Source organism: Rhizobium sp. 62_C5_N11_2 (genome assembly GCF_051811185.1).
In the GTDB taxonomy this organism is placed as follows: domain Bacteria; phylum Pseudomonadota; class Alphaproteobacteria; order Rhizobiales; family Rhizobiaceae; genus Rhizobium; species Rhizobium leguminosarum.
The window spans coordinates 90,852-106,226 of sequence record NZ_JBPWPW010000001.1 but is presented as its reverse complement, the minus strand read 5'-3'; the positions used below and the strand labels follow the sequence as shown (position 1 = coordinate 106,226).

General features: G+C 59.7%; 20 protein-coding genes. 7 read left to right on the top strand and 13 right to left on the bottom strand.

All coding sequences use genetic code 11. The annotated features are described in order from the left end of the window. Nucleotides 1-154: 154 nt before the first annotated feature. A complete protein-coding gene (locus AB8B31_RS00570) occupies nucleotides 155-1,432 on the bottom strand; it encodes an alpha/beta hydrolase (protein WP_065275873.1) in 1,278 nt (425 codons plus the stop codon). Between the two features lie 199 nt (nucleotides 1,433-1,631). Between AB8B31_RS00570 and AB8B31_RS00565 the strand changes: the two genes are divergently transcribed. Further along, the gene (locus AB8B31_RS00565) at nucleotides 1,632-2,015 is read left to right on the top strand and encodes a hypothetical protein (protein ID WP_026188599.1); all 384 of its coding nucleotides are present in this window, start codon (nucleotides 1,632-1,634) and stop codon (nucleotides 2,013-2,015) included. A 419-nt stretch (nucleotides 2,016-2,434) separates the two neighbouring features. Here the strand turns inward: AB8B31_RS00565 and AB8B31_RS00560 are convergent, their stop codons facing one another. The 4 genes from AB8B31_RS00560 to AB8B31_RS00545 form a co-directional block, all read right to left on the bottom strand. Continuing rightward, nucleotides 2,435-3,331 carry an aldo/keto reductase gene (locus AB8B31_RS00560; protein WP_115157055.1) on the bottom strand — a complete coding sequence of 299 codons (897 nt, stop codon included), beginning with the start codon at nucleotides 3,329-3,331 and terminating at the stop codon, nucleotides 2,435-2,437. 273 nt (nucleotides 3,332-3,604) lie between these two features. Continuing rightward, nucleotides 3,605-4,240, bottom strand: a complete 636-nt coding sequence (locus AB8B31_RS00555; protein ID WP_065275876.1) for a TetR family transcriptional regulator — start codon at nucleotides 4,238-4,240, stop codon at nucleotides 3,605-3,607. A 19-nt stretch (nucleotides 4,241-4,259) separates the two neighbouring features. Then, nucleotides 4,260-4,931 (bottom strand): class I SAM-dependent methyltransferase, encoded by a 672-nt coding sequence (locus AB8B31_RS00550; protein WP_018447721.1) that lies wholly within the window; start codon nucleotides 4,929-4,931, stop codon nucleotides 4,260-4,262. A 259-nt stretch (nucleotides 4,932-5,190) separates the two neighbouring features. After that, entirely contained in the window at nucleotides 5,191-5,757 is a 567-nt protein-coding gene (locus tag AB8B31_RS00545; protein ID WP_065275877.1) for a TetR/AcrR family transcriptional regulator, read from the bottom strand. A 107-nt stretch (nucleotides 5,758-5,864) separates the two neighbouring features. On the opposite strand from AB8B31_RS00545, the gene AB8B31_RS00540 reads away from it, so the two are divergent. Both AB8B31_RS00540 and AB8B31_RS00535 read left to right on the top strand, forming a co-directional pair. Then, nucleotides 5,865-6,896 carry an NADP-dependent oxidoreductase gene (locus tag AB8B31_RS00540; RefSeq protein WP_047617182.1) on the top strand — a complete coding sequence of 344 codons (1,032 nt, stop codon included), beginning with the start codon at nucleotides 5,865-5,867 and terminating at the stop codon, nucleotides 6,894-6,896. A 5-nt stretch (nucleotides 6,897-6,901) separates the two neighbouring features. Further along, nucleotides 6,902-7,225, top strand: a complete 324-nt coding sequence (locus AB8B31_RS00535) for a putative quinol monooxygenase (RefSeq protein ID WP_018447724.1) — start codon at nucleotides 6,902-6,904, stop codon at nucleotides 7,223-7,225. Here the strand turns inward: AB8B31_RS00535 and AB8B31_RS00530 are convergent. The 3 genes from AB8B31_RS00530 to AB8B31_RS00520 all read right to left on the bottom strand — a co-directional run bounded on the left by AB8B31_RS00530 (nucleotide 7,219) and on the right by AB8B31_RS00520 (nucleotide 8,559). Continuing rightward, the gene (locus AB8B31_RS00530; RefSeq protein WP_047617188.1) at nucleotides 7,219-7,521 is read right to left on the bottom strand and encodes a hypothetical protein; all 303 of its coding nucleotides are present in this window, start codon (nucleotides 7,519-7,521) and stop codon (nucleotides 7,219-7,221) included. The two genes, AB8B31_RS00535 and AB8B31_RS00530, sit on opposite strands and share 7 nt — an antisense overlap. A gap of 154 nt (nucleotides 7,522-7,675) precedes the next feature. Then, entirely contained in the window at nucleotides 7,676-8,047 is a 372-nt protein-coding gene (locus AB8B31_RS00525) for a cell surface protein (protein WP_065275879.1), read from the bottom strand. 191 nt (nucleotides 8,048-8,238) lie between these two features. Next, nucleotides 8,239-8,559, bottom strand: a complete 321-nt coding sequence (locus tag AB8B31_RS00520; protein ID WP_026188598.1) for a hypothetical protein — start codon at nucleotides 8,557-8,559, stop codon at nucleotides 8,239-8,241. A gap of 200 nt (nucleotides 8,560-8,759) precedes the next feature. On the opposite strand from AB8B31_RS00520, the gene AB8B31_RS00515 reads away from it, so the two are divergent. Then, on the top strand, nucleotides 8,760-9,461 hold the full coding sequence (locus AB8B31_RS00515) for a class I SAM-dependent methyltransferase (protein WP_065275880.1): 702 nt from the start codon (nucleotides 8,760-8,762) through the stop codon (nucleotides 9,459-9,461). Between the two features lie 86 nt (nucleotides 9,462-9,547). On the opposite strand, the gene AB8B31_RS00510 is transcribed toward AB8B31_RS00515, so the two are convergent. After that, a complete protein-coding gene (locus AB8B31_RS00510; RefSeq protein ID WP_065275881.1) occupies nucleotides 9,548-10,135 on the bottom strand; it encodes a hypothetical protein in 588 nt (195 codons plus the stop codon). A gap of 211 nt (nucleotides 10,136-10,346) precedes the next feature. Here AB8B31_RS00510 and AB8B31_RS00505 point away from each other — a divergent pair, with 211 nt between their 5' ends. Then, nucleotides 10,347-10,802 carry a hypothetical protein gene (locus AB8B31_RS00505; RefSeq protein WP_115157056.1) on the top strand — a complete coding sequence of 152 codons (456 nt, stop codon included), beginning with the start codon at nucleotides 10,347-10,349 and terminating at the stop codon, nucleotides 10,800-10,802. Nucleotides 10,803-10,989: 187 nt separating this feature from the next. Beyond that, entirely contained in the window at nucleotides 10,990-12,465 is a 1,476-nt protein-coding gene (locus tag AB8B31_RS00500) for a hypothetical protein (protein WP_115157057.1), read from the top strand. Nucleotides 12,466-12,590: 125 nt separating this feature from the next. On the opposite strand, the gene AB8B31_RS00495 is transcribed toward AB8B31_RS00500, so the two are convergent. The 4 genes from AB8B31_RS00495 to AB8B31_RS00480 form a co-directional block, all read right to left on the bottom strand. Then, nucleotides 12,591-12,887 (bottom strand): hypothetical protein, encoded by a 297-nt coding sequence (locus tag AB8B31_RS00495; RefSeq protein WP_065276782.1) that lies wholly within the window; start codon nucleotides 12,885-12,887, stop codon nucleotides 12,591-12,593. Nucleotides 12,888-12,916: 29 nt separating this feature from the next. Then, nucleotides 12,917-13,099: a hypothetical protein gene (locus AB8B31_RS00490; RefSeq protein WP_065276781.1), complete on the bottom strand. Its 183-nt coding sequence runs from the start codon at nucleotides 13,097-13,099 to the stop codon at nucleotides 12,917-12,919. 97 nt (nucleotides 13,100-13,196) lie between these two features. Beyond that, entirely contained in the window at nucleotides 13,197-13,754 is a 558-nt protein-coding gene (locus AB8B31_RS00485; protein WP_065276780.1) for a sel1 repeat family protein, read from the bottom strand. Next, nucleotides 13,751-14,551, bottom strand: coding sequence for a hypothetical protein (locus AB8B31_RS00480; protein ID WP_065276779.1), 801 nt, complete (start codon nucleotides 14,549-14,551; stop codon nucleotides 13,751-13,753). The genes AB8B31_RS00485 and AB8B31_RS00480 overlap by 4 nt, the downstream gene beginning before the upstream one ends. Nucleotides 14,552-14,711: 160 nt before the next feature. Here AB8B31_RS00480 and AB8B31_RS00475 point away from each other — a divergent pair, with 160 nt between their 5' ends. After that, nucleotides 14,712-15,233 carry a hypothetical protein gene (locus AB8B31_RS00475; protein WP_047617204.1) on the top strand — a complete coding sequence of 174 codons (522 nt, stop codon included), beginning with the start codon at nucleotides 14,712-14,714 and terminating at the stop codon, nucleotides 15,231-15,233. Nucleotides 15,234-15,375 lie beyond the last annotated feature (142 nt).

Below are 15,375 nucleotides of genomic sequence, written 5' to 3'. Positions count from 1 at the left end.
TTGCCGTCGTAGCCTGATATATCACATCAAGATGCGATGCCTAGAGAATTTCCGTTTTCTCCGAATTACGGGAAATTCCCTATCTTCTTTGGTTTTCGCAATTCCGAAACGCAAAACCGCTGTGCACTTTTGCTGGAATTGCTTTGTGGAATTTTTACTGGCTTTCCGGCAGGCTGGCACCGACGCTGTCGCCGACCGAACCGACGGTGTTGTTCATCGACTGGCCGAGACGCTTCAGCTGGGCATCGTAGTTGCGCCGGGTGCGCGGATCGAAGATCGCAATCGGCGTGCTGACGGCGACGCTGACGGCACTTCCGGCGGTCTGGGCAGCGCCCATCGCCACGGCGCCGACGGCCTCGCCGAGCCCGACATTGGAATCGGTGATCGCCTGGCCGGCAATCAGGCGGTCGCCGATCAGCTTCACCACCTCGGGGCTTTCGGCGAACTTGCCGTGATTCAGCCGGTCGCCGCCCTTGAGCTTGGTGAGGTCAAGCACGGTGATGCCGGCCGCCTCAAGCTTGCTGCGATAGGGTTCGACGGAGGGATCGATCTGGCCGAGCCGGTCGACATTGCCGGAGATGCGCCGCGACAGCGCCAGAGCCCGGTCGTCCTGCGAGACGAAGATGGTGAAATGCGGCCTTTCCTTGCCGAGGCTCGCGAACTGGCGGCCGAAGACATCGACATCGAGATCCGGCGAAGCGAGGATGACATTGTTGATCTTGGCGGCGACATGACCATTGCGGATCGCCATTTGCCGCAACGCTTCGACGGTGAGCCAGGTGCCCATCGAATGGGCCATGATGGTGACGTCGCTGACAGCAGGATTGGCGGCGGTGCGGGTCAACAATTCCTCCAGCGCGTCGCGGGAATAGTTGGTGCTTTCCTTGTCGTAATTATAATCGAAGATGCTGCCGCGCGACGGCCAGGTGAAGACGACCGGGGCGACGTCGGCATGCGAATCGTGGACGATCTGCGCGAAGCGGTAGACGGCATCCTCATAACGATTGTTGAAGCCGTGGACGAAGACCAGCACGCGGCGGCTCTTCGGCATATGGGTCTTCAGCCAGGTCTCGCCGGCCCGCTCGCCCTCCAGGGGATCGACGGAAATGGTGACGAAATCGCGCAGCGGATTGGCCGGCAGGCGGCTTGGCCATTGCACTTGGCCGACCTTGCGATTGGCTTCCGGCGGAATGGAGACGTCGACGGCATTGACGGCGAGGCCAGTGCCGCGCTCACCGGAGAAAAGCACGGCGGGATTGTCGTCGGCAGCGCGTGTCGTGGCGACGAGAAGATCGACCTTGGAGGTGCCCGGAGCGACGGTGCCGGCCGCCTGCATGACACCGACCGGCCTGCCGCCGCAGCCGGCGAGCACCATCGTTGCAACGAGAAGACCTGTCAGGGCCGCGCGCGGGGCGCGCCTTTTGCCGATCATGACCAAACTCCAATCGGTTCACGCACCGGACAGGCGGCGCCCGTTCAAATAGTCCGACGAGGCTTGCCGAGTCAAACCGCGGGAGGTGGAAAAGAGCTTTCCTGTGAGAACCGCTGCGCGCTTTTGCTGGAATTGCGCCTGAAACTTTCGGCTGTCCACGGCGTTTTGTCCGATCACATTCAATCGATGGATCAGGGTGATGAAGTTGCTCGCGATCACAGGCTTATCGACATTGATGCTGATGCCTTCTCTGGGTTCGACGGAGACGCTCGGCGAGGCCGACATCCGCCGCGACATCATCGGCAAGACGGTCTACCTCTCCACACCGCTTGGCGGTGAACTGCCGCTGATCTTCCGTTCTTCCGGCAAGGTCGACGGCAACGGCCAGGCGATCGGTCTCGGCCGCTATGTCAAGCCAAGCGATACCGGCCAATGGTGGATCGACGCCAACCGCCTCTGCCAGAAATTCCAGAGCTGGAACAAGGGCAAGCCGATGTGCTTCGAACTCGAACGCGCCGGCGCCAACAAGGTCAAATGGACCCGGGACAACGGCAAAAGCGGCGTTGCCCGTATTGGCAATTGATCGATTCGACTTGGGAGAAAACAGACTTGCAGGAAAAGAAAAAAGCCCGACGCGGGAGGAGGTGCGCCGGGCTCTTGATCCTGACTGACAACTGGGAGGAGGAGTGTTGTCAGTCCGATGTAAGAGCGCTGGGAGGAGGAGTGCGCTGCTTACGAAGATAGTGATACCCAATTCTTTTGATTCGGAATAGCGAAAATACCGCAATGCAGCAATGCACTGGACGCAATGCTTGCCCTCAAAATAACAGGTCACCGCCTCATTTTGCAGCATGTTTGACCGGATGGTCAAAATTATGCCGAAAATTGCGGCCTCGCGGATCGCCGATGGCTTGCCCCGCATCCGCCTGCCGGCACCAACCGGGGTCGAGACGAGTGGCTCGACCCGGCAAGGTTAGGGTCAGGGGCAGCTGTCAGCGCCCGTCAAGCCGCCTTAAAGAGCTTCCGGCCTTCGGCGTCGAGGGCGGAGAATTCCTCGCTCGAGAGGGTGATGTCGACGGCTGCGACGTTTTCCTCGAGATGCTTGACCTTGGAGGTGCCGGGGATCGGCAGCATGACCGGGCTGCGTTTCAGCACCCAGGCGAGCGCGATCTGGCTTGGCGCGGCATTGTGCTTTTTGGCGATCGTATCGAGCAGCGAGCCCGGCTTGGCGAGGTCGCCGGCGGCCAGCGGGTACCATGGGATGAAGCCGATATTATGCTTGGCGCAGTAATCGAGCACGTCCTCGCTGGTGCGATCGACGAGATTGTAGCGGTTCTGGACGGTCGCGACCTTGAAGTACTTCGAGGCGGCTTCAATGTCGGGAACGGACACTTCGCTCAGACCCGCATGGCGGATGAGGCCGCTATCGAGCAGCGATTTGATCGCATCGAACTGTTCCTTGGCCGGCACCTTCTGATCGATCCTATGAAGCTGCCAGAGATCGATCTGCTCGAGCCCAAGATTGCGCAGGCTCTTATGCGCCTGCTGGATCAGATATTCCGGACGGCCGACGGGCAGCCAGATATCGGGACCGTGGCGGGTCAGGCCGCCCTTGGTGGCGATGATCGACTTGCCGCCATAGGGATGCAGCGCTTCCTTGATCAGCCATTCGGAGACATCGGGGCCGTAGGAATCAGCCGTATCGATGAAGTTGACGCCGAGTTCCGGCAGGCGCTTCAGCGTGCGGATGGATTCGGCATGATCGGCCGGTTCGCCCCAGATGCCCTTGCCGGTGACGCGCATGGCGCCGAAACCGAGACGGTTGACCTCGATCTCGCCGCCGATCTTGAAGGTGCCTGACTTCGCTGCGTTGTAGTTGGCTGCGGTGTAACTGGACATGGTCTTTCCTCTCTTGGTCAATAGATCATTGAAAGTCGGTGGAATGGTCGGAGATGCCTGGGCTTTTGGAGACGTCTTCGGACGCGAATGCCTGCCCTGATCGAAAGTGATGCTGGCATGGTGATGACCCGCCCATCGAGATGATAAATGAGAATGTGGTCGCTGCGACGCTTGCAGATATAGGATGGCACCGCGGGGATAACAGTGACGGCGATGAAAACATTACCGGCCACTGGTGCGCGGGCGTGCACGCTGATCCTCAGGCGACGTACGTCAAAGCCTGGTCTTCGCCTGGTCGCCGAACTCCGCCAGCATCTTCCAGAGGTCGGCGAAGATCTCCCGGGCGAAATCCTGCGGCGAGGCGCCCGGCGGGCGTTGCTGCCAGAGTTCGCCACCGACGCGCAGCGCACCGATGACGATCGCCGCAAGGAGGCGCATGCGCGACCGCTGCTCTGGATCATTTCCTCTGCGCAGCAGCAGCGCCTCGGCGAGCTTCTGTTCGAGCTTGGCGTATTTCAGCTGGTCGCGGGCTTTCAGCGCCGGCGTGCAACGGATGAGTTCGCCAAGCGCCAGGCCGCGCTCGTCGACGGAGGCGATGACGGTTGCGGTGATTGCCGCCTCGACCGCCTCGACGGAAGATTCATCTGCAGGCCTCGCGGCGATTGCCGCCATCAGCCGATCGGCAAAGCTATCCTGCCAAGCGAAAACCACCTCTTCCTTGGAGGGGAAATAATCGAAGAAACTACGCTTGGAGACATCGGCCGCTTCGGTGATGTCCTCGATGGTCGTGGCGTCGAAGCCGCGCTGGAGAAAGAGGGTCATCGCAGCGTTTTCGATGCGCTCGCGCGTCTGCCGACGCTTGCGTTCCCGCCTGCCTTCCGTGGTCTCCGTCCGCTTGTTCTCAGCCATTCCGGCCCGGCATCATCGTTCAGCCGCCGGTTTCGTTGGAAAAGGCGGCGACGTCGTCGATTTCGGTGTCGCTCTGGCGATAGCTGATGCGCTCGCTCGACAATTCCAGCGGCTTGCGGCGCGAAATCCGGTAGACGGAGGCCGGCGGCAGGTTGCGCACCGTGCCGCCGATGCGCACCGCCTTCAAGCCGAGACGGTCGAGGATCGGCCGCGACACCGGGCAGCGCGGACCATAGGTAAACTGATAAACCGCCCCGCCCGGCCGCATATAGGCGAAGGCGCCAGCCATGATCGAGGTGATCTTGCGCGGCGACATGGACAAAAGCGGCAGGCCGCTGACAACTGCGCCGACCGGTTCGCCTTCGAAAATATCGGCATGGGAGAGATGGGCGGCATCCATTTGTAACACGCGCGCCGTCGGGAACCGCGCCTGCAGCGAATTGATGAACTCCGGGCCATACTCGATCAGGGTCAGATCCGCCTCACTGACGCCGCGCGCCAACAGCGCACGGGTGAAGACGCCGGTTCCCGGGCCGAGCTCGATGATCGGACCGTCGAGTGCGGCAATTTCACTGGTCATGATCCTGGCAAGCGAATCCCCCGACGGCGCGATGGCCGCGACCCGAAGCGGGTTGCTGATCCAGGAGCGGAAAAAATGCAGGAAATCGGAGCATGCGGCCTTTGCAGTCATGACTATCCCACCTGTCTGAAATTCGATTGATTATGAAATGCGACCATCGCGGCGAGCATGGCAATTCCAAGGCAGACGCGTCAATCGCTCTTGGCTGCGGCTTTTCGCAACACCCACTGTCACCAGTTTGCACGATTCTGTACTTATTGCATTTTTGCATTCGACGCAACATTTGTGCCGCAAATGCGAGAGGAATGACTGCCATCGTTGCAGCCACCGATCTTCCCGTCGCCTGTCGGTCGCTGAGATCGAACGGATTTCAAGCTGGTGATCGCACTTTGTCCGTCAGGATCGCGCTCGAGATGATGTCGAACAGATGATCCGCGCGTGGGGCGAGCGAAGGCTGGTCGCCGATCCATGCCAATGCTCCGACCATTGCAAACAGATCCGTCCCGTCCATGTCGGATCGCGCCACGCCTTCAGCCTGGGCGCGGACAAGCAGGCGCGTTCCGGCTGCTTTCATGGTGACGCAGGAGGCATGAAGCGCGGAGCCTTCGTCGGCGATCGCGGCGACCATCGCGGCAATGGCACCACTATAATGATGCGCCATAGCGACGACCTCCCGCAGCCAGGTCACCAGAGCGGCATCGGGCTCGTTCGACGTTTCGAGTGCGTGCGCCCTTTCCTTCAGCGCGTCGAAGCCGTTGCGGAGAAGCGCCTCCAGCAGCGCCTCCCGCGTCGGAAAGTGGCGGTACAGCGTCCCATCCCCCACCCCCGCTTTGCGGGCAATGTCGCGCAGCGAGGCATCGGCACCTCCTCCCGTCAGCAGTTCACGGGCAACGGCGAGGATGTGATCGTAGTTCTTTTTCGCGTCGGCTCTCATCATACCTCTTGACAAGCGGGGCAGTGCTCCGCTTAAACGGGGCGACGCTCCGGATAAACCGGGGCAGCGCTCCGAATTCAATAGCACATCTGTCCTGATGGAGAAAAGCGATGTCGGGTGAAACAATGAAAGCGATCCGGATTCATGCCTTTGGCGGCCCCGAGGTGCTGCGCTACGAGGACGCGCCGAAGCCTGAGCCGAAGCCGGGTGAGGTCCTTGTTCGCGTGCACGCTATCGGCATCAATCCTCCCGACTGGTACCTGCGCGATGGCTATAGGGCGCTTCCGCCGGAATGGCGGCCGCAAGTGCCGTTCCCGATCATTCTGGGCACGGATGTCTCAGGTGTCGTCGAAGCGGTCGCCGACGATGTCGGAGGTTTCTCCGTCGGCGACGAGGTCTACTCCATGGTTCGATTTTTCAGTGTCGGGGAAAGCAGGGCCTATGCCGAGTATGTCAGCGTGCCGGCGTCGGATCTTGCCCTCAAGCCGGCCGGCATCGATCACGTGCATGCCGCCGGCGCGCCGATGTCGCTGCTCACCGCGTGGCAGTTCATGATCGAACTGGGGCACAACGAGCCCAATCCGCTTCAGCCGCATAGGCATCAGCCCGTGCCGCTCAAGGGCAAGACCGTGCTCGTCAACGGGGCGGCCGGCGGCGTCGGGCATTTCGCGGTGCAGATCGCCAAACTGAAAGGCGCTGACGTCATCGCCGTGGCATCGGGCAAACATGAGCCCCTCTTGCGCGAACTCGGCGCCAACACATTCATCGATTACACCAGAACGCCACCCGAGAACGTCGCGCATGACATTGACCTTGTCATCGACGCGCTTGGCGGGCCGACATCAGGTCGCTTCCTGCGCACGCTGAAGCGCGGCGGCGCATTGTTCCCGGTGTACCCCTTGGGCTTTGCCGGTGCCGAGGATGCCGAGAAGCTGGGCGTCACGGTCTCGGCAACCCAGGTCCGGTCGAGCGGGGCCCAGCTGACGGACGTCGGCCGCTTGCTCGATGACGGGACGATCCGCGTCGTCATAGACAGCACCTACCCGCTCGCCGAGGCTCGCAAGGCGCACGAACGCGCCGCCAAAGGCCACATCCAAGGCAAGATCGTGCTCACGGTCATGCCATTGAAGAAGGGGGCGTAACAAGCATGCTTATCCTCATGGGCTACATCCACCTTGATCCGTCCGACCTTCATGATTTCGTCACCGACGTTGAGGCGATCAGCCTCGGCACGAGAACTGAAGAGGGATGCCTCTTTTACGGCATTGTCCTGGAGGACGGGCCGACCGGACGCTTTCTGGTCGCTCAGCGCTGGCAGGATCGGGAATCATTGACGGCCCATCTTGAGAGAGGCGAGACCCTGGCATTTCTGGAGACCTGGAGGGACAGGATGAAAGTCGATCTGCAAGCCTATGACGTTCTGGAAGAACGGCCGCTCGCGATGGCGAACGGCCGAGCGTCTCGTCAGTAATTGCAGCTGGAGCTGCTCGTCGGGTTGAAGCCGAGCTTGCAATCCATGTTGAGCGGCTTCTTCGGGTTCATCATATAATGTGTCGAGCCCGTGGTTTCCGAGGCGCGCTCGCCGATCGAACCGGTCGTGCGCCTGTCGTGCTGCACCGTGGTTTCTTGCTGGGCAACCGGACGCGTGGCTGCACCCTGCTCCGTCGCGCTCGACTGGAGGGGAGCTGCCGTGGCCGAGAAGGCCGACAGGCCGAGGATTGCGCCGAAGGCAGCGGCCATCAGGCCGTGCTTGAAAGTCGTGGTCATGATCGTCTCCTTGGGAGGATTCGTGGAATTTACGCCCCGGAGTTAGGAAGGCGATCTGTCACATACTACGGTGCCAAAGCGGGGGTCACGGACATGTGAGCGGCGGCCCGATCGAGAAAAAGGCGGCTCATCGCCGCCTCTTTCATTTGCCGGCTCAATAGCCGTTGTCACAGGGCATGCTACCGGGGCCGATCGATCCAGAAAACGTAGGGTTGCACATTTCCGGAGCTGCCGGCCTGTTCACCGGCGGGCGGACGATGGAGCCCGTGGTGCCGGCCTCGACGCCGAAAGCGGCAAGTGGATACCAGTAGCCATCGGAATGGCGCCGGGTGCCGGGGCGCTCGGTGCGGAAGCCCTGATAGCCATGCCAGGACCCGGCATGTGGTTTATATTGCACCATTTTCACGTCCGAGACAGTTGGCGGGGAACCCGTCTGGGCGGGTGCGGCTCGCGCGGGGACAATCGACGCGAGGGCGAGAAGGGCGCCGAGTGCGGCGGTGGAAGGGGTGAGCCTGAGCATCTTCATGATAAACCCTCCTTACTGGATTTATCTCGAGAGAATGCCTTTCCCAGGTGTGGAGTTCCGCGGCTCACATGCAATTCCAAAACTCGTGATTGCAGGCGATCCGGCGTGACTAAATCGCCGAAAAACGTGAAAAGTCGCGATCAGGAAGAGGGCTCAAACGGCGCTGGTGAGGAAAGCTGAATTCTCTGTTCTCAATTCGCGTATAATGTCCGGTAGCCCTGGCCGGAGAGGCAGGCGACATATTGCCGATGGGCGGCGGCGCGCGCCGTCGTTTCGGCCTCCAGCTCATCGGCCCCGGCATATCCGGTCAGCTGGGCGCGCAGCTGATACTGCTTCCTCGCCTCGTCATACATGGCGTTGCCGTCAGTCATGCACAGGCCGTGCGCAACAGCAGGCGGATTGACCGGCACGCCGACCGCCAGGAGCACGGGATCATTGGCATGGTCGATGCAGCCGGCAAGGCCCGTCATCATCGCCAGGGCAGCCAGAGCCCGAATAATTCCCACCGTCATGCATTCCTCCGGCTGAAGCGCCTCAAAGATCATCAGACCTGCGGATACATCAGGAAGGTTGCGCGAAACTAGGCTGACGAGTTGCCTGCCAATTCCGACCAGACGGCGCCATTCAACCAGATATGTTTAAAATATTGCTAAAATATTATATTAATGCTTACTTATAGTCGTAAACGCTAATCTTTCAGGAGGGAAAGATTATGGCTTCGCCGTGGGTAAACGACGCGCTGTCGCACGCACAATCAGCGTTTTCCAGCAAGACCGACACAAATATCCTTGAGGTTGGAGGTGGCTCTCGCACGCATATCCCCTTGCAAGGAGCGAGATATACCGTTGTCGATATCTCCAAGGAGCAGCTCGAGAAGAACAAGGACGCCGCTGAGCGGATCCTCGGCGATGCTCAAACCATCGACTATGGAGATCGCCGCTTCGACGCCTGCGTCTTCTGGGACGTTCTCGAGCATTTGGAAAGCCCGCGCTCTGCCTTGTTGAGAGCCCATGACACCCTGTCTCCCGGTGGCCTGGTGTTCGTCAAGGGTCCGATCCTGAACTCAGCCAAGGGGATCTTCACCGATCTGACACCCTGGTGGACCCACGTCTTGTTCTATCGCTACGTGCTCAGGCAGAAAAACGCCGGAAAACCGGGCTATGCCCCCTTCCGCGTCGAGCACGCTGCGGAGGCATCCCATTCGGAGATTGCAGGAACATTGAAGGAGCTCGGCATGGATGTCGTCTTCGTCGGCGAGTATGTGTCGACGCAGGTGCACGCGCTCAAGGACCGAATTCCCCCGCTTTATTGGCTCTATGAAGCTTTCGGCCTTCTGCTTCGCACGACTTCGGCTGGGAAGATCGGGGGTCGGGAGACGGAGTTCCTGATCGTGGCAAAGTGTCTTCGTCAGTAACTCCCCACCAAGATCTATATAGCACTTCGGAATCCCGAAATTGGTTGCGACATTGAAATCATTCAACGTTTCTCGCTGTCGATACCTCACGAAGCGCGGCGGATTTCGGAATCCCGAAGCGGGGGAATTTCGGGAGTCCGAAGTGGGATTTTTTTCTTCCTGCCGACGCGCCCGCGTTTGTCGGCGGCAATCTTGCGGTCGGTCTCGGACCATTTCCGGCACCTTTCCGCCGTGCATCGCTTCCACTCGTCGGTGGGTGGCGCGCCTTCATGGTCACCGACAAAAGTCAGCGTGAACCGGTTGGGATGCGCGACACCGCTGCCCGCTCGGCCACGGCGAACTTTTATCAGCCCCTTATATTCGAGCTCATCGATCGCATCGGCTACATATTCGCCGGTCACGCCGTAAGACACGAATTGAGGATGGGTCACGACAAGCTTGCCGTTTTCCAAGGCGGCGTGCGACGCGTGCTCGATGACGATGCGGAAGAAGGCGCGGCAGGCATTCGCACTCAATGTCGTGAAGGCCGTAGATTCCAGCAACTGAATGGTGAACCATTGCCAGCGAAGGCTACCGTCATCCGTCCCGCTCGGCGGAGCGGTATGCGTGCGCACCATCGCCCGCGTCTTTCCCTGACTGGTTCGGCTTTTGTCGCGAGGGTTGAATTCCGCCATCAGCCCCTCGCCCGTGTTGTCGATCGGTATCCGCCCGCCCTCCGGAGCCTGTTGCGGGAACTCCGTTCATGCAGCGCGTGACGGCCAAAGCTCGTCCACACCATCACCTCATCTCTGAGAAAAAATTTGCTCAACATCTGACAGTCCATGGTTGCAATGGCGGCAAACCTAGCGCAAGAACGATCCATGAACTAGGAAAATATTCCTAGTTATGATCTTCTATTATCCAGTCCCTTCTGCTAGGATCCCTGCAATGAATCTCGGGGGTAGAAGCACGATGCGAATAAGCGGTATGAGGGAGAAGAGCGTGGTCGTTTGCATCCGGCGATTGTCGGCATTGGTTTCGATCTTACTGGCAAGCGCTGTCCAAGCCTTTCCCTGCGATCAGACCATCGTGCTGTCCAACTGGAAGTCTTGCCAGGTCGCCCCCTTGAGCGATGAGGGTGGCGCCGCTGATTGGAAGGCGGTGCCTGAATGGACCCGCGACAAAGCCATAAGCCCCTATTTCTTGAATGATCCGCGTGCGCTGGCAAACCACGGGCTTTGCAACGCCAAATTCCATCGCGTCGTGATCTGCTGGCCGGGATGGGATGAGGGCAATAAGGACGAATGCTCCTATATCATTTGCAACGGCGCGTCGTGGAAAAGAGAATCCGAAGGGGGTTGAGAGAGACCCTATAGCCGAAGAAGCTGAGCCTTGATCTCCTGATCTCAATCTTGAAAACCTGAAGCAGTTTCGCGCAAAACGATTATTGCGGCAACGGCACTACCCGTCCTCTTCATCAGCAAATATGCTCGCGGGCCGGCAGCCGGACGGCGCCCCACAACCCTCAATGTTCAGAGGCCCTGCCCGCATGACATCACCGCACTGGAAGAGATTTGCCTGGTTTTGCCTGTGCCTCACACTCTCCCATCCGGCATGGTCTGCCGGCGGCATCGAGATCCCGGGCTACGCACCGGCGATGGGTGTCGAGCGCAGCTACCGCGTTCAAAAAGCGACCGAGACCGACATGTCGTTCTGGTTCGACAAGCCAGGCGCCTCGGCCATGACGATGCGCGGCGCGTTTCGCCAGCGCATGACGGTCGTGTCTCGGGATGAAGACGGCATGCGGGTCCGCTGGTCCCTCAGCGCCGACTTGCCGGAAGGCATTGCGGGTCTTGCCGATAGCTATCAGATGAACCCGCTTTATCGGAATTCCCTCACGGCCTATGGCACCGCTGCGCTCGAACTCGAAACCGACCTGAACGGCAACCCGCGCGATCTCTCCGGTGTCGATCAGATCGTGGCGCATGTGCGGGAGATGGCGGCCAATGGACCGGGTGGAGTCCCCGTGACGGGGGAAAGCGGGCTCTATGACATCATCGCCAAGATCGAGGCAAACCCTCTTCAAATTGTGGTCGCCTTGGTGCCGGAGGCGCAACTGCTTGCCACAGGGCAATCCTATCAGGCGGAGACCATGGAGATTGGTCAGGCTTCGACGACCTCGCGAGACGAAGATTATGTCGGCGTCAATGTCCCGGTGACGTCGACCTGGACACTGGAATCGACCGACGCAACCGCACACACGGCAACCCTTTCGCTGTCGGAGGAAGCTGATGCCGCAGCATTCAGCCAGTCGCAGCAGCCGGCGATCGCAAAGCTGATGAACGGTTTTGCCGAGCGGGCAAAGAACCTGACCGCCGATCAGCTGGCTTCCCTCAAACGCGCCAGCAAGAGCCGCAGCGTCGAGCTCGTGGTGTCCCTGGACGATGGTTCGACGCTCGAAGCGTCGGAGATCGTAACCGTTGAGGCAGGAGGGACGACGTTGCGCACGTACACCCACATCCAACGCGAGGATATGCCGACCAGCTTGCAGCTTCCCGCTGTGCTGACGGCAAAAGAGTTGCAGACGCCCGATTTGCATATTGAGCCGCTGCCATCGGCCGAGGCCGGGCCGAGCATCCTGGATGAGCTTTCGACACCGCCTGCCCCACCGACGGCATTGCAAGATACGACCGTTGCTGCAGACAACGACGCGGCCAAGGCGATCGCGCCTGTCTCGCTTGAAGTGAAGAGTGCGGAGGTAAGCCTGTCGCCCTCCTACGACCATGGCCTGAATATCGTGCTCGCCCCGGAAAGCGCTGCCAAATTCCGTGATTTCACGCAGGCGGCATTGGGACGACAAACGCAGATGCTGATCAACGACAAGGTTGTCATGGAACCCTGGATGAGGGAGCCGATCATGGATGGTCGCATCGTGCTGGCGGGAACGGATAGGAAAGATTTGGAAGCGATGGCGGAACAGTTGAGGGTTCCCGGGGCCAGGATTCTCGTCCGGTTACGCCCATAAGGGCGCCACCTGTGTCGTCCGCGTTCCGAGCGTCATCATCGGCCGCGCCTTGGTGAGCTGCCCTTCATCTCAGCAGCGGGGTCGGTCGCCGACCGCAAAATAAAAAGGGTGAACGACGCGGGGCTTCAATCCTTCGCTTCAGGGATCAGACGTATCAGCGTTCCGTCACTCGCCGCAGCGCTGATTGCCGTTGCGATCTGCCGGAACGGTCCACGCGCGACGAGCGTCTCTGGCGGAGGGTGTTTTCCGGGACCCGGATCGATAAAGGCCGAACACTGATGATCCGAGTCGAGCATCGCCATGAATGATGTGGCGACAATCGCTTCGCCGCAGGCGGCGCAGCGAAGAATGTATGAACCGCGGTGGACGATCGATTCGGTTTTGTCCAATCCGCACGAGGTGCAGGCCACCATATTGGTCATTGCTTCACCCCTAGCATGAGCACGCGCCTCTAGGAGGCGGCGGCCAGAACGATGGCGATGGCGAGCAGCAAGGGACCCATCCACTTGAAGTGGCGAACCACCGGCGGCCGGTTGGCCGGATTGCCGGGATATGGCAGATAACCAAAGCCGACTGATGTCATCCACAGGCCGGCGCAAAACATGATGATTTCATCGATATAAGCTGCAATCATGACTTTCCTTCCTGCAAAAGGCGCCGCGACAATCTCTGTCTTTGGTTTTGCGCATGTCACGGTCGCTAAACCGCTGCACAGTTTTGCGCGACATGCTTTAGCGAAGCCGTTCATCATATGAATCGGCACGGGCCAGACGGAACAGATCGGGATAGATACCCAACCATAGAAACAAACCCTGGAGTCGTGTCCCGAAGCGCTTGTGCCCTTTCATCATTCGAAAAGCCACATCGCGTTTCGCGAACAGGTGGCCGCTATCGGCTGCTTCCAACAGAATCTCGTCGGCTTCGTCGGCATATCGCGCCAAATGCGGATGCGCCTCGATCGTCCTGTATTGCCAATAGAGCGACGATATCGGGTAATGGCGATCTTTCCGGAACCATTCCAGCGCGAGTTGGGCGCGTCCCGCGTCGAAATGGCTGAGCCCAAGAGGATTTGCAGCGGACTCGTCTCCGCCGTCATAGGCCAGCTGGTAGTGGTGAAGCGATCGATCTCTATCCTTTCGAACAGCGTGGCCATACCAATACATCCAACCAAGCACTCCATGAGCCCAGGCAGATCCGGCATTTGCGGCCTCCTCCAGAAGAGGGAGGGCTTCTCTATAACGCTTCTGTTTGTACAATTGTTGGGCCATCTCCTCATTGGACGCAGTCATGTCAGCATCGCTCCGATCAGTTGAACTGCCTCTCTGACGTCCGGGCCGTGACGCATGTCGAGCCGACCCACCAGCTTCCGCCCCAATTTCTGCCACCGGTCGATATGGGTGTCATAGCCAGTTCCCGAAACCAGCCACGATCCGCTTGCGCCCAAGACGATGGATTTGCGGCGCCTGGCTGCCTCCTCGGTGACCATGATCCACTCGCAGAGACCGAGAAGTGCTGCGTCGTTCCATTGGTGCCTGCTGCCGAGCGCGAACCACAGCGTGGCCAGTCCGAAGAAGGGGATTTCTCCCGCTTCATGTTCGGGCAGGCGCGGAATAAGCCAGGATAACAGCGACAGAACCTCATCCTCGATGTCCAACCCGAGCGCTTCCAGGCTGCCGACCAAGCTTATGAGTGTCTGGTTGCTGCCATAAGAAGCACCCGCATTGCGCGGATCGCCATAGGAGACGAGAAGAACCGTGCACGCGAACGCGCACTGCCTGGATAGTCTCGCCGCCATACCGGGATCCTGTTGCCCAGGTTCAGACCACCGGGTCAGTTCCAGAACCTCGCGGGGATGCCATTTCAATGGCGAGGGCAATTCGCACAGCCGGACGATGTTAACGAGTTGGGTGAGATGTTCATGGGTGTCGTTGCCGTAGTCAGCACGCGCAATGCTCTGCAGATCGTCTTCATCAAGCAGGCTAGCCGTGACCTTGAGAAGAGACTTTGGATCGCTTGGTGAAATCGATGGAGCATTGCCTGCGATGCCCTGAAATTCGGCGATTTGCGCCTGGGTTAGTGACATCATTTAAATTTCCGTCTCCACCGCCACCTTCCGCTAAACATTTGGCAGCCCTTCCGAAAATGTCGAGAGGTAAACTTAAGGTAGCACAATTGCTTCGAATCCCCTAAGCATCCGGATGCATTGCACGACTACCAACCCGCTACAGCATTCTCAGGAATATTCCATGCACAACGCTCAATTCATTCGTTACGCCGCCTTCTCCGCCTGCGTCGCTTTTGCGGCATTTCAGGCCGGACAGGTTCTGGCCGATTCGGCCAATGACAAGTTCTTTGACGCAGCCCTTTGCAAGCCACCCTATACGATGACATCGGCAATGAAGATCTATGATGTCGTTGAAGCTTTGGCCAAGCCGGACACGTCGTCTTTGGGTGCGGCGATCTACAAACTCCCGAACCAGATAGACCGCGATGGCTTTAAGTCGACCGAGGTTTTCTTTGCAAGCAACGCGGTTGGAATTTTGGTCGAAGGCGAGCGCGCTGACGATCTGGCCGCAAAATACGGCTTGAAGCCGGAGACCTCGGACCTGCTCGGCACATCCACCAAGGGCTATTCGCGCGAGCTGCCGGCGGATCTGCAGCCAGAACCTGGAATGGCCGGTCCCGGAAAGGTCTCCATCGTTGCCCGCCAAGGCAACGCCCTGCCAGGCAAAACCCTGCTGGCGTGTGAATTCGTGCAGGAATTCTAGGAGGCTCCGCATAAGCGCGCAAAACGGCGGCACGAAACCCCTTTCGAAAAGCATATCCCAGCAGTTCACTGTCTAAGAAAAGCATCTCGTTCATCCCCTCTCCTCGCCACGCTGGATGAACCGCGCTATGTGAGCAGCCTAC